A 20,420-nucleotide genomic window follows, 5' to 3' on the forward strand; every position below is an offset into this window, starting at 1 on the left:
AATAAAGTTACAAGCAATTTGATCGTGGAAAAGCTTCTATTGTATCTATAGATATAAACGAGGAGGAGATAGGTTGGAGACTTTCGCACTCATTGGAATGTGGTTGGTGTTCGCCTTACTATTAATTTATACGGTAATTGCTTGGTTAAACAGAGGTTTGGAAAACTATACATCTGCAATAAGAAAGACATGGTATGTGATTTTTATTTTTGGTAGCTTGGTGTTTATAAGTGACAACCCAAGTCTGTTATTTACAAATTGGAATAACTACCTAATAGTGCTTTTTATCTTTGTTATCGTTGATTCTTTAGTATTCTTAAACCTTTATGTAAGTACGCTAGGTGGCCACCAATTAGAGAGTGTAAAAGTCCAGGTTGGAGTTACGCAGGAAGAATTGGAAGAAAACAATAGAAAAACAGGGCATATACCCGATATCTTGACCTCTTTTGATTTTCCGATAAATACTTTAGATAAGGATGAGTATATTTTTCAGTTAGGAGAAATCTTGAATAAGTATGCTCAAAGAGAGAATTTAGTCATTGACCTTCTTCCTTATGAAACGGAAGAAGAAAAGGAAAGTATTTTCGAAGGGTTAGGAAGGAACAAGAAAAGGGCTGAAAGGTTTCTAAGTCAACAACATAGTATTCTCTTAGAGAAAGACCATTTAGGTTTATACCCATATCATATATTGAAGAGATTCTATGTGGTACAAGTTCAAACTGTCAACGAAGGAAATAAAATCTCGAAAATAGATGGATTGGTTATTAATACGCTAATCATCACTTTTAGTTTAGCAGTTAGTGAATATCTTAACGATAGTGTAGAAGTAATGGCAAATCCTGAGAAAGTAACTGGTAATATGAAGTCGACTAAACGTGCAACCGCCACGATTCCGCAGATTACAGAAAGTAGCCACTCTATAAGGATGAGAGAAAAGAACAGAAGAATTGTATCCACTTTAAAGAAAGAACATCAAAAAAAGTTCAGGTTTTAATTCTGGAGTGCTTATGTCGCTCTTTTTTCATATTAACCGACATTGCATCTTGGCAGAACCGGAGACACTGAAAATAGTCCCCAATTAAAAAACCCGGATTTCTCCAGGTTCTTTACTTCACCAAATATGCTTCTAATATATAACGCTCTGGTGCACTACCAACAAAATCGAACGGATAGCATGTGCTGACAGTTAGAGTGGCCCGTGGTTTTGGCACGATAACGGTGCGATCATCTGCATCGACAATTCGCACTTTGCGCACCTTGTACGTGAACTCCCCAGCTTCGGTTGTGACGATTAGTTCGTCGCCAACACCTACTTCTCCTAGCTTACGAAATACGGTATCCCGGTGTCCGGAAAGAACGGAGTTATCTTTCTCGCCTGGAAGTACACTATCTGCGAAATGACCAACCCCCTTGGCTAATTCATCTTCATCTGTTCCGTGGAAAATGGGCAAAACCGCCTTAAGCTTCGGAATGGAAAGCTCCCCTATCTCGTCACCGATTTCTGGTCGCACTGGATAAAGCACTTCTGATGCTGCTATCTTTTTTTCCTCGACAACCTTGTTGCTTTCTGCAGAGACTTCAACCTGCTCAGCTCCTCCACCAAGATTATATCCTTTTAAAAAGATCCATCCATTGGTTGCGGTTAACCAGAGACCACCCGCTACAAGCAGGATGGCAGTGGTTAGCATGAGCCGTTGCTTTTTACTTTTCAAGGCTTGTTGCCCTTGTTTTACTAAATAAGAATATTCCTCCACTGATGATCAACAATCCAGCAAGCGTCCCCATGCCATAGTTGGAAGCTGTTTTTGGCAGCTCTCCTCCTTTTACAGTAGCTGGAGCTGTTGTGTCAGATGAAGCGGTCTTCTTGATTGGTGGGGCTGTTGGTTTTTCGGTTCCGTTTGAAAGTGCTTGTCCTGTGTCATGTAGGCTTTCCGAGTCGACCATCTCTCCCGTTATGATCAAGTCTGCCAGGAATTCGCCCTGTAAGTTATATAGTGAGATTTTCAAGTCTGCATTCACAAGCTCTGTCATATTGAACAAGGCAGTTAAGGATAGTGGTTTTTCTGTGCCATCTTGAATGAGGCTGAATTCTACTTTCAACTGGAAAATGGAAACGAATTCTTTGTATATGGATAGTAATTCGGCTGCCTCTTTTGGTGTTAATTCTGTTGCTGTGTCAAAGTCTTCGAATGCCATCATGCGCTCAGCCAAATTAAATACGCGCTCTAGCGTTTCGTCATCCATTGTTTCAAAGATGGAAAGGAAATGTGCTTCCAGTCGGTCCATTTCTTCCATGGTCACCCCATACTCTTCCATCAACACGCTTAATTCATCAATGAGGTACATGTCCTCAAAGAAACCATTTATATCCTGGTCAAGATCATCGATAAAAATATAGTCATTAATATTAAGTCCGTTCTCCTTCATAAGTGCAAGTAATTCATCTTTGTTAACATCATATACGTCAGTAAAATAATCAAGATTACTTAAATCTTTCTTAATAATTTCGCCTAAAAAATCAAAAAGGCGATCTATTGTTTTAAAGTTGTCCAATGTTTCTTCATATCTAGCAAGTGATGCTACCACATCCTCGCGGGTGACCATAAATCCTCTTACTTTGCTAACTTCTTGTAAACGGATCTCTAGATTTTTATCAAAATCTGGATCACGTACAATCCTTGCTTCTAGATAAAAATCAACCGCTTGATAAAGATCATCGACGAATACATAGTCATCCAATGTTTCGCCGTTTTCAGCTAATAATGCTCCCAGTTCCTCTTTGCTTATTTCGTAGTCTTCATAAAGATAACGTATGTTCCGGCCATCTTTTTGAATAACTTCCCCTAAAAAAGCTTCTAAGTCTTCCACTGTTTCAAAGTTGTCTAATGTATCTTCATATAATGAGAGGGAATACTCGATATCTGTCTCTGTTACTGTAAAGCCTCGCTCATTGCTGACCCTTTCCAAGTATTTGGCAAAATCCTTTTCAAATCCTGTGCTCTGCGCTGCACTTGCAAAGCCCGGCATTACAGTAAAAACGAGTAGTACAAAAGCCAATAAAGCAATTGCCCTTTTTTCCATTTCTTCTCCTCATTTCCTAAAATTGCATATCTTTATGAAATGATTATAGCCGTGAACGGGTGTTCTGGCAATCTATTTTTTTATAAATTTTTGTAAAGATTCGAATGGTAAAAATGTTAGGATAGAAGTAAGGAGGTTGCCTATGAAACTATTTAACTCAAAAGCTGAACGGATTTATTATCTTATTTATACAATCGTTATGCTCCTTCTCTATCTTGGCTATGTGGCTTTAGATAACGCTCGTATTTCCAAAGGAGCAATGATTGGAAATGGATCGATTACAGAATCGGAGTGGGAATCCATGTCACAAATGGGAGCCTGGACAGTAAACCTCGAATTTATCTTTCTTGGATTATTTATCGTCATGTTAAGTGTTATGTATTTTCGTTCCTTTAAAAACAAATCGGTTATCAAGCCGTTCTTGGTTACGCATGCTGTTCTATTTACCGTTTTAGTGGTGTTGAGTTTTGCCTTGCTTCCTGTAACATCGCTACCAATCGGCAATTTGCTTCAACCTCTCCTATCTCTAGCAATCATCACGCTCTTTCTCATTTCTCTATTCTTTGTGATTTTTATCTTGAGAACAATGAAGAAGAAAACGGAGCAGTCGTTTTAAACTTGGATGTGGCCGGGAATAGTCCTATTACATACATTCCGATTTAGGAGATGATTTTTTGGGGCCGGAAACATACACGGAAAAGTGGTTGCTGCAGCAAATTGACAGCACGTTAGCATTTTATTATCCAACCTGCATAGATGAAGAGAATGGCGGGTATCATCATCGTTTTTATGATAATGGCGAGCTTAGTTCTGACACGACGAAGCACTTAGTCGGGACCTCCCGCTTCATTTATAATTTCAGTATTGGTGCCATTCTTGGTCGCGGGGGTTTTTGCAAAGACGCTGCCGAACATGGCCTGCGCTTTTTACAAGAATATCACCAAGATAAGGTGAATGGTGGTTATTTCTGGTCATTAGATGGCCAGGAAGTAACCGTGGATAAGAAGTATGCCTATGGCCATGCTTTTGTATTGCTTGCGGCATCTAAGGCCTATGAGGCAGGCATCGATTGGGCGCGTGACGTGGTGGAATCTGTTTATCAGGTGCTAGAGAAGCATTTCTGGGAAGCGCCGTATCAGTTATATGCAGACGAACTAACTGCTGACTGGTCTGAAATGTCAGAGTATCGCGGCCAGAATGCCAACATGCATATGTGTGAAGCGATGATGGCGGCCTATGAAGCGACCTCTGATAGGAAATACTTGGAGCGTGCATATGAAATTGCCGACGCAGTTACAGGACGCCTTGCCGCACAGACAAAGGGGCTTATTTGGGAGCACTATACGACAGATTGGCAGCCAGACTGGACGTTTGTCGAAACAGAAGAAAGCAAGCAGGAATTCCGCCCACATGGTTTTGTGCCAGGGCATTCCATCGAGTGGAGCAAGCTGTTGCTAATGCTGGACCGACATATCAGCGAACCGTGGATACTAGACAGAGCTGTTCATCTCTATCAAGAAGGCTTTCAAAAAGGTGCCGATATGGAATATGGCGGAATCATCTATTCTATCTCCGCTGACAAAGTCATGATGGACACCGATAAGTATTATTGGGTGCAAGCCGAAACGTTCGGCGCTTCCGCCCTCTTAGCGGCGAAGTTGGGAAATCCCGCATACTGGCAACGCTATAAGGCTATGCTTGACTATTGTTCGGATAATTTCATTGATCAGGAGCATGGTGGTGGCTGGTTTAACATGTTATTCCGCGATAACTTGCGCCAGAGCCCAATAAAAAGTGAAAAAGCAAAAGCCGATTACCATCCGATAGCGAATTATTATGAAACATTACGAGCAATGGGAGCGGTTTGATAAGGAGGGGTGCATCACCTTTGGTGGTGCGCTTTTTTATTGGGGGCGGGTTTCACTTTAGGGTGTTCTGGTTTCACTTTGGGGTGCTGTGGTTTCACTCGGAGGTGCTGTGGTTTCACTTTGAGGTGCTGTGGTTTCACTTTGAGGTGCTGTGGTTTCACTCGGACGTGCTTTGGTTTCACTCTCAACCGATGTGGTTCACTTTGTCGCCAAGTCCAAGCCACACTAATCAAAACAAAAAAACCTTCCTGCCATGAACAGAAAGGTTTTTACTATTACCCTTTAACAGAACCTGCGAGCAATCCTCTAACAAAATATTTTCCAAGGAAAATATATACGAGTAATGTTGGGAGGGCTGCGAGTAATGCGCCGGCCATTTGGACATTCCATTGGACGATTTGGCTACCTGATAAGTTTTGCAGGGCTACCATGATCGGCTGTTGGTCGGATGTCGTGATGGTGACGGCGAATAGGAATTCATTCCAAATGTTTGTAAACTGCCAGATTGCCACAACAACAAAGCCAGTAATCGATAACGGGACAATGATATGGCGGAAGATTCCTAGAAAGCTAGCGCCATCTATTTTAGCTGCTTCGATCATTGTATCCGGAATGTTAGCGTAAAAGTTACGGAACATCAACGTTGTGATAGGCAGACCATAGACAACATGTACCAATATCAGTCCGGGAATCGTGTTATATAAATCTACTGTTCTCAGAAACTGAATTAATGGAATAAGAATACTTTGATAGGGGATGAACATCCCGAATAGTATAAAGGTGAAAATGGTATTGGCGCCCCGGAATCTCCACTTCGATAGAACATACCCATTCATCGCACCAAGCAGTGCTGAGATTAGGGTCGCTGGGATGACCAGATAGATACTGTTCATAAAGTTAGGCGCTAATTGTTGAAATGCCTCCGCGTACGAGCTGAAATCGATCGCGGTCGGTAGCGCCCACATGCTTTCTAACGATACTTCACTTAGTGGCTTCAGGCTCGTGACAATAATGACGTAAATCGGCATTAAAAATATGATAGCCAGCACGGAAAGGATGAGGTATTTAAATAGTTTTCCAATGTTAAATGTAGCCATTATTGTTCCCCCTTTCGATTGCTCCACAGGTACGGAACAATGAATACTGCCACCAATAGAAGCATGATAATCGCAATTGCTGCCCCGTTGGCGTAATAGTTTCCACGGAAGGTTGTTTCAAACATGTAGACACCTGGAACATCTGTTACGAAGTTAGCTCCAGAGCCGGTCATGGCGTAAATCAGGTCAAAGATTTTCAAAGAGATATGTGCCATGATGATAACCACACTCACAGTGATTGGCATCAGCATTGGCAGCACCACTTTACGGTATACTTGAAATTCGCTTGCGCCGTCCATGCGGGCCGCTTCCCGCAATTCATCGGGGATTCCCCGTAATCCGGCAAGGTACATCGCCAGGGAGAAGCCAGTCATTTGCCAGACCGCTGCAATCACAACCGCGATGATGGCAACAGGTAAACCAAATTCAATGCTGCCCCACTCGAACCCGGCAAGGATGTTCGTGTCCGTATACCATTTCGGCTGGATTCCAAACACACTTAAAAATTGGTTGAACCCTGTTGATGGGTTAAGCAGCCATTGCCACACAACCCCTGTTACGACAAAGGATAAGGCCATTGGGAAGAGAAAAATGTTTCGGAAGATCGATTCTCCTTTAAGTTTTTGGTCGATAAGGACCGCAATCCCCATACCAAGTACAATTACGAGGCCGATAAATAAAATGGTGAAAAATAAGGTGTTCCGCAGATCTGCCTGAAAACGGAAATCCTGGAATAAATAGATGTAGTTTTTTAATCCTGCGAATGAAAAATCTGGAACGAGTGAATTATAATTGCTTAATGATACATATCCCGTCCAACCGATAAAACCATAAACGAATACGAGAATTAATAGAAATGACGGGATTAGAAATGCAATGGCTGTCCAATGATCCTTAGATAAGCGTTTTTTCGTTCGCACTTGCAGTTCCTTCGCCATAGAAATCCCTCCTTGCAATTAAACAGCAAGAGGCCGCCTGCTTTCCTGAGGCAGCCTCTGCATTATAGTTTGGTGTTGATTAAATTTCTTTTAGATAGGTGTGTTGAGCTGACGTGATGCGGTGGTTTCACTTTGCGTCACTCTGGTTTCACTTTGCGCCACTCTGGTTTCACTTTGCGCCACTTTGGTTTCACTCTGCGCCACTTTGGTTTCACTTTGCGTCGCTTTGGTTTCACTTTGCGTCGCTCTGCCTGGGAGTTGCGCCACTTCTCATGAATCTCGCGCCACTTCTCATGAATCTCGCGCCACTCGAAGCGAGTCCCGCGCCACCTCAATTCAAATCCTACATCTCACCTGCTGCATTGGTTAAAGCTTGTATTAGGTTGTCGACATCACGTTGGGTTACGAAGATGTTGACTGCTTGGTTTGCTTTTGTCAGGAATCCTTCTGATGCTGCGGATCCGTGAGCTAAGCTTGGTACAAGTCTGGAATTTTTGAAGTCTTCCATGGCGTCTGTGCCGTATTCATCATATTTGGATGGGTCTGCATCAACGCGTGCTGGAATGGATCCTTTTAATGGGTTGAATGCGTCCTGTCCTTCCACTGAGCCAAGGACGGTTAAGAATTCTTTTACTTCGTCTGTGTTTTCTACGCCTTTTGGCAAGCCAAATGTATCGGTGATGATGGTAAAGCTATCATCTGTTGCCGGGAATGGGAAGTACCCGAAGTCTTCATTTGTTTTAAGATCTAAATCATTCGCAAAGTAACCTTTTGCCCAGTCACCCATGTTAATCATAGCCGCTTCTCCATTGGCTACTAGTTGAGCGGAATCCTGCCAGTTACGGGATGCATGGTCTTCGTTTACGTAGTCGAGCATTTTGCCGAAGATCTCAGCTGCTTCTACGACACGCTCGTCATCAAAGCCAATTTCTCCTGCGAATAGTTTTTTATAATCATCTGGTCCAAGAACGCCTAATAAGATGTTTTCAAAGACTTGCGTTGCTGTCCAAGATTCTTTATCCCCTAAAGCAACTGGTACGACGCCAGCTTCTTGCAAGGCATCAGCTGCTTCGAAGAATTCATCAAAGTTTGTTGGAACCTCGATTCCATGCTCTTCGAATACGGCCATATTATAGAAAAATACGTTACCGCGGTGAATGTTTACCGGTACGGAATAAATATTGTCATCTTGGCTTACAAGGTCAATCAGTTCTTCTGGGAATTTATCCATCCATTCGTTTTCTTCATACAAATCATTCAATGGCTCCATCTTATCGGCAGCCACCCAGCTTTTGTTCAATTCTTCCCCGCCATGTACTTGGAATGTAGATGGTGGATCATTCCCTTGCATCCGTGTGGCTAGAACAGCTTTGGCGTTCGTTCCTGCTCCGCCAGCAACTGCTGCATTTTCTACTTCAATATCTGGATGTTTTTCTTCAAATAAATCAATTAATGCTAATAAACCATCTTCTTCTCCTGCCCCTGTCCACCAGCTAAAGATTTCGACTTTACCAGCACTTTCGCCGCCTCCATCTCCTGATGAATCGCCTTCTGCTTCGCCTGATGTATCTGAATCTGAATTACAGGCAGCTAGTAAAAGTACAAGTGCTACAAAAAGTAAGTAAAATAATTTCTTCACATGGAGTCCCCCTTTGTTTTTGTTACCGCTTTCAATGTTTAGTATATAGTAGGTTACTAGGTGAATGACCACTCAATTTCTATATTATTTTACGGTTTTCTTCATTATTTACAGATTTGGCGTTGATACTGGGTAGGAGAAAGGTCGCAGTGTTTTTTAAACACCCTGCTGAAGTAATTTGGGTCTTTATAACCGATCATGAAACTGATTTCTTTAAGCGTGTACGCATTATTCTTCAGCAACTCTTTCGCTTTTTCCAGTCTTACATGGGTCACATAATCGATAAAGGTCTCGCCTACCTCCTGCTTAAATAAATTGGAGAGGTAATTTGGGCTTAATTGCACGACACCCGCTACTTCCTCTAATGTGATCGGGTCCCGAAAATGCTCCTGTACATATGCCTTCACCCGCATGATGGTTTGCCTTGAGCTTAGATATTCCCCCATTTGCACACAGCAGAGATGGATGAATCGTTGCCAGGCATCTTCTGTCTTTAAGGTAGTGAACGATCCTTGGGGTAGTGGGGTATCGTATTTGGTTAGCAGTTGTTTTACCTGTATGTACAAATCCTCCCTTTCCCCATCGGATAGGACCTTATTGTTCTTTTTAAAAAATAATACCGCCTCTGTCGCGTTTCCTGCTTCAATATGGGACGTAATTTGTTCTACTAATCGTTGATTGGGAATGGCTTTTTGTTCGGCTTGATAAAAACCATAATGCCTGCCATCTGCCCCTTCTAGCTGCATACACGCCGCATAGGCCTCCTGATAAGCGTCCGGCATTTTTTGTAGTGAGGTGCATGGCTCACTTATCCCGATAAACAGGCCGGGTTTCGCCTCCTGCAGCTGTTTGGCCGCGCGTAAAAGCACTGACTTTTCCAAAAGTTTATCTGATATGGCGCCCATAATCCAAGCATGCTGCTGTTCGAACAAAATGATTTCACAAGCTAGCAAGTCGGAAAGCTCTTGCTCCACCTCTGTTATGGAGGAAGTGGCTTTTATCACAAAAAAGGCTGCACTTTTCATGTCTGGAAAGCATTGTTTTTGTAGCCGTACGTCATCTTGGGCAATTGGCTGCTGCATCATTTTCATCAGCAACTGTTCTTTTAAGAGGGCTTCTTCCTGGGCATGGTGCTCCCTTTCTGCCTTAATTTCTTTCGCTACGCGGAGGAGCGTTTTGACAATTTCCTCCTTGCGGCCAGGTTTTAGAATATAATCCTTAATGCCAAATCGCATCGCCTCTTTCGCATAGGCAAACGAGTCATAGGCAGAAACAAGGATAAATCGAATCGCCGGGTTGTGTGCTTGAATCTTTTCGATGGCCTCCAGTCCATTAAGGCCTGGCATCTGAATATCAACGAACATAATATCCGGCTGTTTTTCAACCGCCAATTCTACCGCCATACGTCCATTTGCCGCTTCTCCCACTACTTCCATGTCCTGAAAATTTTCCTGCAAAAATTTCACCATCGCTTTGCGCTCAATCATTTCATCTTCAGCTAAGAGGATGCGCATTTGCTTCGCCCTCCTTTTTTGGTAATGTTAAACGGACTGTCGTGCCTTCTCCTGGATTGGAGAGGATCTCGACCACATCTTTTTTCTGATAGTACAGCTGTAATCTGCGTATCACGTTCGCTAAGCCAATGCCTGTTGAATGGCCAACATGCTCTTTCTCTGCTTCCATTTCCTCCGTTAGGTCGCGGATTTGCTCCTGGCTCATCCCAACACCATCATCCGTCACTTCGACGATTACTTCGGGGCCTGCCTGATAAACGCTTAAGGATATCGTGCCGCCCTCTTCCATTGTCTCAATCCCATGGATAAAAGCATTTTCCACAAGTGGTTGGAGCGTCAGGCTCGGAATCCGAATGTCTAAGCAGGATTCATCAATCTCCGTTTTAAAAGCAATTCGCTCTGAGAAGCGAACCTTTTGAATATGAAAATAATCGCGTACCACTGCTACCTCGTCTTGTAGTGCTACCTGTTTATCAAGTTGCCCCAAGCTATGACGAAGCAATGTTGCGATCGAATCAATCAATTTCGATGTTGATTTGGCATCCTCTAAATAAGCGAGCTTTGATACCGTGTTTAATGTATTAAATAAGAAATGCGGATTGATTTGGCTCTGCAAATGCTTTAATTCCATGTCCTTTACAAGCCGATCAAGCTCAGACTGATCCTTGATTTCCTCTACAAGTCCATGAATGTTGGAGCGCATATTATTGAACGCGTCCCCTAACACTTTTAATTCATCATTGGACTCCACATGTACCGGTTCTCCTGTCAGCTTCCCCTTGGCCACATCCCTTGCTGCATGGGATAGATGGGCAATTGGCCTTGTAATCCCTTTGGAAAACCACAGCGCAAAGAAAATTGCCAGCAGGATAGTTGTACTAAATAATAGAAGAATAAACAGGAAAAAGTCCTCGTTGCGCTGCTGCATGTCCGTATAGAAGGATTGATAATCGGTTAGCTCCACATCTAAAATTTCCAGTGCTGCTGCCTGAATATAGTCTGAGGCGACCCTTGCTTCCTCTAGATGCAGTGTGTATTGTTCGATATCATCCTTTATAACAAACCCAGCTGTTAATTCACTCTCGTAAATAAACGTATCGATTAGATTGAGGTAATTCTTCATTTCGATTTCATTCGGGTTTTCAAATTTGTGGCTAAGGCGTTCCTTTTCATCCTCTAATTTCCGCTTTGCCACATAATATGCCATTCCATCCTTGGATTTCGTTCCGGATACAAGGGCCTTTGTTTCGGTATAAAGCACTTCGGATTGGTGTGAGATCGAATTTAATAATAAAAAGCGTTCAAAGCTATCATGGTAAATAGTCGTGAGCTGGTTTGAACTGACGAAAATAGAAATGGCGGTTATCTGAAATAACAGGACAAACACGAAGAAATAGATTAGTAGCTTTCCCCGGATCGTTTTCATGGTTGCCCCTCCCGTAATGCAGGAAGATTTTCCTTGTCGATAATCCCTGTCTCCGTGTAAATTAAGTTATCCAGTAAGTCCTTCTCTTGCAACTGAAGCAAAGATGTTACGGACTCCTTCCCCATTTCCTCAGGAAACTGCGCAATCGTGGCCTGGATCTTCCCCTCTTCAATGGCGTCCAATGTCTCGGGAATGAGGTCAAATGCGGTGATATACACATCCTTATCAGGGGCGATTTCCTCCAGCCCCTCTACCATCCCAATGCCGTCCAGCGCACTTGTCCCGACCAATGCGGTAATTTGCGGATACTCTTTTAAAAGAGAATACGTTGCCTGGGTTGCCCCAATTTCCGTGATACCGGATTCTTTAACACCAACAATCTGGATGCGCGGATTTCCTTCGAGTATATGTTTTAACCCAGCGATTCTTTCCTGCTGATTAATCGCATCAAACCGTCCCGTGACAATCCCGACAAACTGTTCTCCCTCTGTATTTTCCAAGATGCTCTTGCCCGCAAGTTCCCCGGCATGATGATTATCCGTCCCAACATAAGCCTTTCGCTCACTACTTTTCACATCTGTATCCACTGTAACGACCGGGATACTCCGTTCTGTCGCTTTATGTACCAGGTCAACAAACCGCCTGCCTTCAATGCCCTGAACAATAATCCCATCCACCTTCGCGGCTATCATTCTATCAAAGAGCTTAAGCAGCTCATCATTATCCGCTCTCTGTGGTGCCACATATTCCAAGTAAACATTCTGCTTGGCCGCTTCCTTCCTGGCTCCCTCTTCAATCAGCCGCCAGTACTCGTTATCTGTTTCCTCCGCTATTAAAGCAAAATGATAGCGATATTCCTTTGAGGCAGCCAGCTCCTTTTCTATGTAAAAGGTTTTGTACCCATAGATCAGCATGCCAATGAAACTAGCAAGAAATACTAGGATGGCAGCTCCATATAAATATTTCCTTTTATTCATGAACGTCGCCCCTTTTATTGTAAGCGCTTTATAGTATTGTAGCATGGAAGGGTGGATTGCGTGGGATTTTTTGGAGGGATATTAAATGAACGGTTGGTTATATGGTATATATGTTTTTATTATAGTAATAGTCTCTTTATTTACAGGAAAATCGTAACATTTGCTATGCTTGGATTTATTTTAAGAAATCTTCAAAATAACAGTTATACGTTGGAAGAGAAAGCGGACTAGCGGGTACGCTAGACATAGATGGGGGGATATGAATATAGATACTGATTCAATGGTTACTTTCCTTATCATGAGGGGAATACGAACTTTTATGGTTGTTCAAACTTACTTAGAAATGGATAAAGATGAAAAAAACTCTGCCAAGAGGTATTTTAAAACACCACATTTTATTTTCACTATCGGCTCTTGGAATAGGTTGTTTTTTTGCTTCTCTCGGAAATCTACTGACACTAACTACCATTAACGTACTTGGGATTTCCTTAATGATTATAGCAGGGATTACAATCACGGCAGATATGTGGAAAAAAAACAAAGAGAGAAGTATTTTAACTCCACTGCTAATTGCAGTTGCAATTTTCTTCTTGATATAGTAGTAGAAACAAAGAACTCATCGTGGTGCTATCGACAGCGATTATTTTCAAACATATGAGATAAAACAGCAAGCTTTGAAAGCTGTTGAGTTTGAGAAAAGGTAAAATTTAATACATAGATTAAAAAATGTACTTAATCAACGAAAGTTCTATTGATCATCTTAGATAATGATATAGATACTTTTTTAATTTCTTCATCTGTCATAGTAATACTATAATTAAGAAGATCATCCACTGAAATATTAAATACTCTTGCTAATTTAGGAAGCATTGTAATATCAGGATAAAGTGTTGCATTTTCCCACTTGGAAATGGTTGTTTTTGTTGTATTAAGGTATTCAGCTAGTGCTTCTTGAGTCATTCCACGACTTAAACGTTCTTGCTTAATTGTTTTAGATATTTGAATCATTAATAACACCTCTTATATTTAATGTTACTAGAAAATTTAAATAAGGTATATTTCTTATATAACAACTTATAGAAACTTTGTTTCTATATAAGAAACAATAGTATGCTAAAAAACCATCTCTTTTTAAAAGAGATGGTTTAAAAATTTTGTTTCAATAACGAACAATTTTGATTTTTTAATCTAGACAGTTATAAAAAGTAAAATTTTTTCAATAGGTTTAACAATATACTATAAGTGGAATAATATATGTAGGAATTTAAATTTAATTAGCGATTGGTATTAAAGAATTAGCTTTAGACATATAAAAAATAAGGATTATGACACAATAATTCGAATTAATTAATTCATTTATTATTGATTCGAAGCATTCGTTGTATCATTTATGATTTAATTGTTGTCTTAAGTATTTCTAAAATTTCTTAGAGGTGATATGTATGAGTAATGGATTTTTCAATGATGATTTTGATTCAATTTTCGGAAAAATATTCCAAGATATGCAAGAATCTGTCAATAATGGTAATAAAAAATATTATATCAATGGTAAAGAGGTTTCTCCCGAACAATTAGCCCAATTACGACAACAGCAACAACAAGGCGGAAATTCTGCTGAGCAAAGCGCGCGTGCATTTCAACAATCTAGTACTCAAGGACAAAATGATGAAAGTAATTATTTGGAAGAAATTGGGCGCAATTTAACACAAGAAGCACGTGATGATTTATTAGATCCAGTAATTGGTCGAGATAAAGAAATTCAAGAAACTGCTGAAGTCTTAAGTAGACGTACTAAAAACAACCCTATTTTAGTTGGTGAAGCTGGTGTAGGTAAAACAGCTATTGTTGAAGGTTTAGCACAAGCCATTGTTAAAGGTAACGTACCAGCATCTATTAAAGATAAAGAAGTCATCTCAGTAGATATTTCTTCTTTAGAAGCTGGCACACAATATCGTGGCGCTTTTGAAGAAAATATCCAAAAATTAGTTGAAGCTGTTAAAGAAGCGAAAAATGTTGTATTATTCTTTGACGAAATTCATCAAATTATTGGTTCAGGCTCAACTGGCGGTGATTCTGGTAGTAAAGGGTTATCAGATATAATTAAACCTGCATTAAGCCGTGGTGAATTTTCAATTATTGGTGCAACTACACAAGATGAATATCGAAATAATATTTTAAAAGATGCTGCATTAGCACGTCGTTTTAATGAAGTACTTGTTAATGAACCAAGTCCTGATGACACTTTTAATATTTTAAAAGGTCTCCGTGAAAAATTTGAAGAACACCACCATGTTGAATTACCAGATGACGTATTAAAAGCTTGTGTAGATTTATCAATTCAATATATTCCACAACGTTTATTGCCAGATAAAGCTATTGACGTACTAGATATTACTGCAGCTCACTTGTCAGCACAAAGTCCTGCAGTAGATAAAGTGGAAATTGAAAACCGCATTGCACAATTACAAGATGATAAAAGTAAAGCCGTGAGTAACGAAGAGTATAAAGAAGCTGACAAATTCCAAAAAGAAATTAAAGAACTAGAAGATAAATTAAAAAACAACAATGGCAAAAATAATACTAAAGCTACTGTAAAAGACGTGTCTGACTCAATAGAACGTTTAACTGGTATTCCTGTATCTCAAATGGATGCAAGTGATATCGAAAGATTGAAAAAAATCAATAAGCGCTTAAAAGATAAAATTATTGGTCAAGATAAAGCTGTTGACCTTGTTTCTCGTGCAATTCGTCGTAATCGTGCTGGATTCGATGAAGGAAACCGCCCAATTGGTAGCTTCCTTTTCGTAGGCCCTACAGGTGTAGGTAAGTCAGAACTTGCAAAGCAGTTAGCGATTGATTTGTTCGGTAACAAAGAGGCGTTAATTCGCTTAGATATGAGTGAATATAGTGACCAAACTGCCGTATCTAAAATGATCGGAACAACTGCTGGTTATGTAGGTTATGATGATAATTCAAACACATTAACAGAGAAAGTTAGACGTAATCCATATTCAGTTATCTTATTTGATGAAATTGAAAAAGCCAATCCACAAATCTTAACTTTATTATTGCAAGTTATGGATGATGGTCACTTAACAGATGGTCAAGGTAATGTCATTAACTTTAAAAATACAATTATTATTTGTACTTCTAATGCTGGCTTTGGTGACGAAAATGAAGAATTTAATGATATTATGGATGAAATGAAAAAATTCTTCCGCCCTGAATTCCTCAACCGTTTCAATGGTATCGTTAAATTCGAACATTTAGATAAAGATGCATTACAAGACATCGTGAACTTATTATTAGAAGATGTTCAAAAAACATTAGATAAAAAGGGAATCACAATGAACGTTACACAAGATGTCAAAGATTGGCTGATTGACAAAGGCTACGACAAACAAATGGGTGCGCGTCCGTTACGTCGTGTTGTTGAACAAGAAGTACGCGACAAAATCACAGATTACTACTTAGATCATACAGAAGTAGAACATGTAGATATCGTACTTGAAAATGATGAAGTCATAGTTAAAGGTAAATAAACTGTTACATTAAGCACAGGAATCTATATTAAAAAGAGTCTGGTACGTGAATACAAAAAACGCCAGTAAGATAGTTTCGAATTGAAAATTATCTTGCTGGCGTTTTCTATTTATCAATTAAAATGTTTTTGTGGCTTTTTATAAATCACTTAAGAGTAAAGAAATTCTTGTATATTCAAGGTTGTTTAAAGATAAGCGAAAATAATTCATACAAAGAAAAGCTTAGAAAAATCATAAATAACGTTCTAATTTTTTATACCAAAATAGCTTCTAATAAATTTAAGAGATGGAAAAGTTAAAGTAAAAAAATTGATAATCTTCATTAATTTTACTCTCCCTTGTCTTCTAAATTATTAAGATAACGGTATATTGAGTGATTTGGCTTATCACTTAAATATATTTAGAGACATTTAAAGCATAATAATTATTGATGATTTTCTAATTTATAACTTTATTTTTAAAACCTGAATTACTAAAATGATACGGCAATTATACATCCTTTATTTTATATTATTAACCATAGCTTGTATAATCTAGATAGAGTAGAACTAAGTTACTATAAGGAGGAATTTAATGTTAAGTATTTTACAAGCAATTGGTTCAATTGGAACATTTATTATGGCGATTTTATATTTCGTTTCAGTAATGGTACAAATAAGACAAATCAAGATTTCTTTTATACCATTCTTGGCCTTCGATCAGATTATTATTGAACAAACTGACCGTTTGAAATTGAAGAATATAACTGAATCTGATACTGACTATGTAAATACTGCTTTTAAACTACAAAATTTAGGTGGAGGGACTGCTAAAAATATTGATATAAAAGTTTATTTAGATGAAGATGAAAATAAAGTTTTACAAGAAAAACATATAAATATTTTGCCTAGTAATAAATTTTATTTAATGCCTATTAATAAAAAGGCGTTTGAAGAGTTTGAAGATACAATTAAAAATAATGGCTATACAACTAATATGTATATAAATATAAAATATTTTAGCCAAATCTCTAAAAAGCAAAATAGTATCACATATAGAGTAAATATTGAGGAGTTTGTTAATTTAGATGATAAAGATTTGTATGAAATGACATTTGATACTTTTAATTCATAAACCATAGTGAATTTCAAACGATAAGTATTTAATATTTCTGCAAAAACGAGTGAAATATCATACTAAGGAGAACAAATCATGAAAATTAGTAAACCACTTAAAGAAACAGGTTGGGGTAGCGTCAGGAAAATGCGGATTTACAACGCTTAGCCTATTTTCCTGACGAATCCCTCGTTTTTAACAACGTTAAGAAAGTTTTAGTGGTCTTAAAGAATCTAATGAGACAACTTTCTCTGAGTTAAAATGGTATTCTCCTAGTAAATTAATATGTTCCCAACCTAAGGGTGACATATGGTGTAACAAATCTTCATTAAAACCACCTGTCCGTTTTTTATATTCAACAGCTGTTGTTAGGTGGAGAGTATTCCAAATACTTATAGCATTGATAATTATGTTTAAAGCACTGGCTCTTTGCAATTGATGCTGTATGGTTCGTTCCCTAAGCTCTCCTTGTTTTCCGAAGAATATAGCTCTTGCCAGTCCATTCATGGCTTCTCCTTTATTCAATCCTCTTTGTATTTTTCTTCTTAGCGATTCATCCGAAATGTAATTCAGAATAAAGATGGTTTTTTCGATTCTTCCCATCTCACGTAAGGCTGTAGCTAAGCTATTTTGTCTTGAATAAGAACCTAATTTCCCCATAATAAGGGATGCTGAAACTGTTCCTTCCCTTATAGAATGAGCTAATCGCAAAACATCCTCATAATTCTCTTTAATGACCTTTGTATTTATTTGTCCACGTAAAATGACTTCTAATTTTGGATACTCACTTGCCTTATCTATTGTAAATAATTTCGAGTCTGATAAATCTCGTATTCTTGGAGCAAATTTAAATCCTAATAAATGGGTCAGTCCGAATATTTGGTCTGTGTAACCAGCCGTGTCTGTATAATGCTCTACTATATTTAGATCCGTCTCATGGTGTAACAAACCATCCAAAACATGAATCGCATCCCTTGAATTAGTATGAATAATCTTTGTGTAATAAGAAGAAAATTGATCACTTGTAAAACGATAGATGGTGGCTCCTTTTCCAGTTCCATAATGTGGGTTTGCATCTGCATGTAGCGATGAAACGCCTATCTGCATTCTCATACCATCGGACGAGGATGTTGTACCGTCTCCCCAATAGGAGGACAATTGCAATTTGTGATGAAAATTTACTAATACGGCTTGGGCTTTATTCATTGCATCTTCATACATGCGCCATTGTGATACATTGGCCAATTGCTTATATGTAAGTCCGGGTGTTGCTTCAGCCATTTTGCTTAAACCAATATTCATTCCCATTCCTAAAAGAGCAGCCATAATAATAATTGTTTCTTCTTTATCCGGTTTTCGATTATTGGAAGCATGAATAAATTGTTCATGAAATCCTGTTATATAAGCAATATCCATCAGTAAATCGGTTAATTTTATTCTTGGTAGCATCTGATACAGGCTTGCACTAAATTTTTTTGCTTCTTCTGGAACATCTTTTTCTAAGCGTGCAATTGACAGCTTTCCTTTTTCAAGAGAAACCCCGTCTAACTTGTTGGAATTGGTAGCTAACCACTTTAACCTTTTGTTAAGGCTGCTGGTTCTCTCCGTCATATAATCCTCGAATGATAAACTAACTGATAATCTTGTATTCTCCTTCGTTTGATTCCATGTATCTTCTGAAAACAAATATTCTTCAAAGTCTCTATATTGTCTGCTGCCAACAATGGAAACATCTCCTGCCCTAACATGCTCCCGAAGTTCTGTTAAAACAGCCATTTCATAGTAATGACGATTGATTGTTGTACCATCATCCTAGTATAAATGCTTTTTCCAACGTTTTGAAATAAAATCCACAGGTGAGTTATCAGGCACTTTTCGCTTTCCGGATTCGTTCATTCCACGGATAATCTCAACAGCTTGTAAAAGTGGCTCATTTGCTTTTGTAGAATGAAATTCCAATACCCTTAATAGCGTTGGCGTATATTTTCTAAGTGAATAAAATCGTTTTTGCAGTAAGTCTAAATAATCATAGTCGGCAGGGCGTGCAAGCTCCTGAGCTTCTTCGACCGAAGAGACAAAAGAATTCCATTCGATAACGGATTCTAAAACCTCAAAAACGTCTAATTTTTCCTTTTTTGCTTTGATTAAAGCTTGTCCGATGTTCGTAAAGTGTATAACTTTCTCATTCAGCTTTTTACCGTTTTGTTTCTGAATTTCCTCTTGAGCCTTACGGCCTTTTGATAACAGACTAAGTATTTGTCTATCATGAATTTCAAAAGCTTTATCCGTTAACTCTTGAGTAAGATGTAATAAATAGACGGTTAATATCGAATATCGCTTATTTTCTTGAAAGTCACGGAATGCATATGGCTCATATCTTGAGCCTAAGCGAGATAGTTGTAACAGGCGATTGCGATGCAAATGACTAATTTGTACCGTTTCTAATTCCATTCCTCGTATGTATTCGAGTCGTTCTATTACTTTTAGAAATGTTTCGGGTGAAGGATGACCCGGCGGTTCCTTTAACCAACCCAATATCGTTTTATTGGATTCGGATGGATGCTGCGAAGTAATGATCTCTTCAAGCTTTCCTTTTTGTTCATTTGTAAGAGATTGACTAACAGTATTAAACAGTTTCTTTTCAGCCATTGCCCTTGCCTCCCACACCATTCTTTCAAGTGTAGTAATAGCAGGCAGTATGATTTTGTTTTTTCTTAGAAAATCTATACATTCATGTAGTAGATGTATGGCATCGCCATTTTCAAAAGCTAATTGATGAAGATGCATAAAAGCTATTCGATATTCTCTTAGAGTAAAAGTTACAAAGTCGTATTCACTTCGAAGTTCTTTCAAATGATCCCAAAGTGTATTTTCTCTTTGAGGATAAAGACTAATCGAAGATGGAGTGGCACCGATTTGTTTCGATATATAATGTATGACTGATTCCGGGATGCTTTTGATATGAGTGTATGGCCAACCGGGATACCGAAGAACAGCTAATTGAACAGCAAACCCTAAACGGTTTTCTTCTCTCCTTCGCTTATTAACTATTTCTAAATCCCGTTTGGAAAAAGTGAAGTAGGTCCCCAATATCCATTCATCTTCAGGGATTTGCATAAAATCCTGCCTCTGTTCCAGTGTAAGCAATTCTCTACCTCTCGCAATTTTCATTCAGTATCATCCCATTTCCATAATTATTCAGTTAATTAGTTCAATTATATATCAATAGAGTGTACTCTATTG

Annotated in this window: 15 protein-coding genes and 1 pseudogene; 6 read left to right on the top strand and 10 right to left on the bottom strand. The window is 39.0% G+C overall.

Annotation, left to right across the window (positions count from 1 at the left end; translation table 11 throughout):
- The first annotated feature begins 73 nt into the window (after window positions 1-73).
- The gene (locus BN988_RS10520; protein ID WP_036575989.1) at window positions 74-994 is read left to right on the top strand and encodes a type II toxin-antitoxin system SpoIISA family toxin; all 921 of its coding nucleotides are present in this window, start codon (window positions 74-76) and stop codon (window positions 992-994) included.
- Between the two features lie 112 nt (window positions 995-1,106).
- Here the strand turns inward: BN988_RS10520 and BN988_RS10525 are convergent, their stop codons facing one another.
- Window positions 1,107-1,688, bottom strand: coding sequence for a class D sortase (locus BN988_RS10525; RefSeq protein WP_036576644.1), 582 nt, complete (start codon window positions 1,686-1,688; stop codon window positions 1,107-1,109).
- A gap of 13 nt (window positions 1,689-1,701) precedes the next feature.
- A complete protein-coding gene (locus BN988_RS10530) occupies window positions 1,702-3,081 on the bottom strand; it encodes a processed acidic surface protein (protein ID WP_036575992.1) in 1,380 nt (459 codons plus the stop codon).
- Between the two features lie 142 nt (window positions 3,082-3,223).
- Here BN988_RS10530 and BN988_RS10535 point away from each other — a divergent pair, with 142 nt between their 5' ends.
- A complete protein-coding gene (locus BN988_RS10535) occupies window positions 3,224-3,697 on the top strand; it encodes a hypothetical protein (protein ID WP_036575994.1) in 474 nt (157 codons plus the stop codon).
- 58 nt (window positions 3,698-3,755) lie between these two features.
- Window positions 3,756-4,949, top strand: a complete 1,194-nt coding sequence (locus BN988_RS10540) for an AGE family epimerase/isomerase (protein ID WP_036575996.1) — start codon at window positions 3,756-3,758, stop codon at window positions 4,947-4,949.
- Window positions 4,950-5,224: 275 nt separating this feature from the next.
- Here the strand turns inward: BN988_RS10540 and BN988_RS10550 are convergent, their stop codons facing one another.
- The 6 genes from BN988_RS10550 to BN988_RS10575 all read right to left on the bottom strand — a co-directional run bounded on the left by BN988_RS10550 (window position 5,225) and on the right by BN988_RS10575 (window position 12,540).
- Window positions 5,225-5,977: a carbohydrate ABC transporter permease gene (locus BN988_RS10550; RefSeq protein ID WP_379553672.1), complete on the bottom strand. Its 753-nt coding sequence runs from the start codon at window positions 5,975-5,977 to the stop codon at window positions 5,225-5,227.
- 68 nt (window positions 5,978-6,045) lie between these two features.
- A complete protein-coding gene (locus tag BN988_RS10555; protein WP_036576003.1) occupies window positions 6,046-6,984 on the bottom strand; it encodes a carbohydrate ABC transporter permease in 939 nt (312 codons plus the stop codon).
- A gap of 343 nt (window positions 6,985-7,327) precedes the next feature.
- Window positions 7,328-8,623 (bottom strand): ABC transporter substrate-binding protein, encoded by a 1,296-nt coding sequence (locus tag BN988_RS10560; protein WP_036576006.1) that lies wholly within the window; start codon window positions 8,621-8,623, stop codon window positions 7,328-7,330.
- Window positions 8,624-8,727: 104 nt separating this feature from the next.
- The gene (locus BN988_RS10565) at window positions 8,728-10,137 is read right to left on the bottom strand and encodes a response regulator transcription factor (protein ID WP_036576008.1); all 1,410 of its coding nucleotides are present in this window, start codon (window positions 10,135-10,137) and stop codon (window positions 8,728-8,730) included.
- Window positions 10,118-11,563 (bottom strand): sensor histidine kinase, encoded by a 1,446-nt coding sequence (locus tag BN988_RS10570; protein WP_036576010.1) that lies wholly within the window; start codon window positions 11,561-11,563, stop codon window positions 10,118-10,120. Before BN988_RS10570 ends, BN988_RS10565 begins: the two co-directional genes overlap by 20 nt.
- On the bottom strand, window positions 11,560-12,540 hold the full coding sequence (locus BN988_RS10575; RefSeq protein ID WP_036576013.1) for a substrate-binding domain-containing protein: 981 nt from the start codon (window positions 12,538-12,540) through the stop codon (window positions 11,560-11,562). The genes BN988_RS10570 and BN988_RS10575 overlap by 4 nt, the downstream gene beginning before the upstream one ends.
- 353 nt (window positions 12,541-12,893) lie before the next feature.
- Between BN988_RS10575 and BN988_RS10580 the strand changes: the two genes are divergently transcribed.
- Window positions 12,894-13,139, top strand: a complete 246-nt coding sequence (locus BN988_RS10580) for a hypothetical protein (RefSeq protein ID WP_231495216.1) — start codon at window positions 12,894-12,896, stop codon at window positions 13,137-13,139.
- Window positions 13,140-13,272: 133 nt separating this feature from the next.
- On the opposite strand, the gene BN988_RS10585 is transcribed toward BN988_RS10580, so the two are convergent.
- Window positions 13,273-13,548: a helix-turn-helix domain-containing protein gene (locus BN988_RS10585; protein ID WP_051557825.1), complete on the bottom strand. Its 276-nt coding sequence runs from the start codon at window positions 13,546-13,548 to the stop codon at window positions 13,273-13,275.
- Between the two features lie 434 nt (window positions 13,549-13,982).
- Between BN988_RS10585 and BN988_RS10590 the strand changes: the two genes are divergently transcribed.
- Window positions 13,983-16,082, top strand: coding sequence for an AAA family ATPase (locus BN988_RS10590; protein ID WP_036576015.1), 2,100 nt, complete (start codon window positions 13,983-13,985; stop codon window positions 16,080-16,082).
- Window positions 16,083-16,655: 573 nt separating this feature from the next.
- The gene (locus BN988_RS10595; RefSeq protein WP_036576018.1) at window positions 16,656-17,195 is read left to right on the top strand and encodes a hypothetical protein; all 540 of its coding nucleotides are present in this window, start codon (window positions 16,656-16,658) and stop codon (window positions 17,193-17,195) included.
- A gap of 186 nt (window positions 17,196-17,381) precedes the next feature.
- On the opposite strand, the pseudogene BN988_RS10600 reads toward BN988_RS10595, so the two are convergent.
- Window positions 17,382-20,348, bottom strand: a pseudogene (locus BN988_RS10600) (Tn3 family transposase).
- Window positions 20,349-20,420: the final 72 nt, after the last annotated feature.

This window comes from Oceanobacillus picturae, from assembly GCF_000612865.1.
GTDB classification, from domain to species: domain Bacteria; phylum Bacillota; class Bacilli; order Bacillales; family Amphibacillaceae; genus Oceanobacillus_B; species Oceanobacillus_B jordanicus.

What these genes read in the sequence shown, in the direction of transcription:
- BN988_RS10525 (WP_036576644.1), bottom strand. Translation starts at nt 1,688, where the DNA reads ATGCTAACCACTGCCATCCTGCTTGTAGCGGGTGGTCTCTGGTTAACC.
- BN988_RS10530 (WP_036575992.1), bottom strand. Translation starts at nt 3,081, where the DNA reads ATGGAAAAAAGGGCAATTGCTTTATTGGCTTTTGTACTACTCGTTTTT.
- BN988_RS10535 (WP_036575994.1), top strand. Translation starts at nt 3,224, where the DNA reads ATGAAACTATTTAACTCAAAAGCTGAACGGATTTATTATCTTATTTAT.
- BN988_RS10550 (WP_379553672.1), bottom strand. Translation starts at nt 5,977, where the DNA reads ATGCCGATTTACGTCATTATTGTCACGAGCCTGAAGCCACTAAGTGAA.
- BN988_RS10555 (WP_036576003.1), bottom strand. Translation starts at nt 6,984, where the DNA reads ATGGCGAAGGAACTGCAAGTGCGAACGAAAAAACGCTTATCTAAGGAT.
- BN988_RS10565 (WP_036576008.1), bottom strand. Translation starts at nt 10,137, where the DNA reads ATGCGCATCCTCTTAGCTGAAGATGAAATGATTGAGCGCAAAGCGATG.
- BN988_RS10570 (WP_036576010.1), bottom strand. Translation starts at nt 11,563, where the DNA reads ATGAAAACGATCCGGGGAAAGCTACTAATCTATTTCTTCGTGTTTGTC.
- BN988_RS10575 (WP_036576013.1), bottom strand. Translation starts at nt 12,540, where the DNA reads ATGAATAAAAGGAAATATTTATATGGAGCTGCCATCCTAGTATTTCTT.
- BN988_RS10580 (WP_231495216.1), top strand. Translation starts at nt 12,894, where the DNA reads ATGAAAAAAACTCTGCCAAGAGGTATTTTAAAACACCACATTTTATTT.
- BN988_RS10585 (WP_051557825.1), bottom strand. Translation starts at nt 13,548, where the DNA reads ATGATTCAAATATCTAAAACAATTAAGCAAGAACGTTTAAGTCGTGGA.
- BN988_RS10590 (WP_036576015.1), top strand. Translation starts at nt 13,983, where the DNA reads ATGAGTAATGGATTTTTCAATGATGATTTTGATTCAATTTTCGGAAAA.
- BN988_RS10595 (WP_036576018.1), top strand. Translation starts at nt 16,656, where the DNA reads ATGTTAAGTATTTTACAAGCAATTGGTTCAATTGGAACATTTATTATG.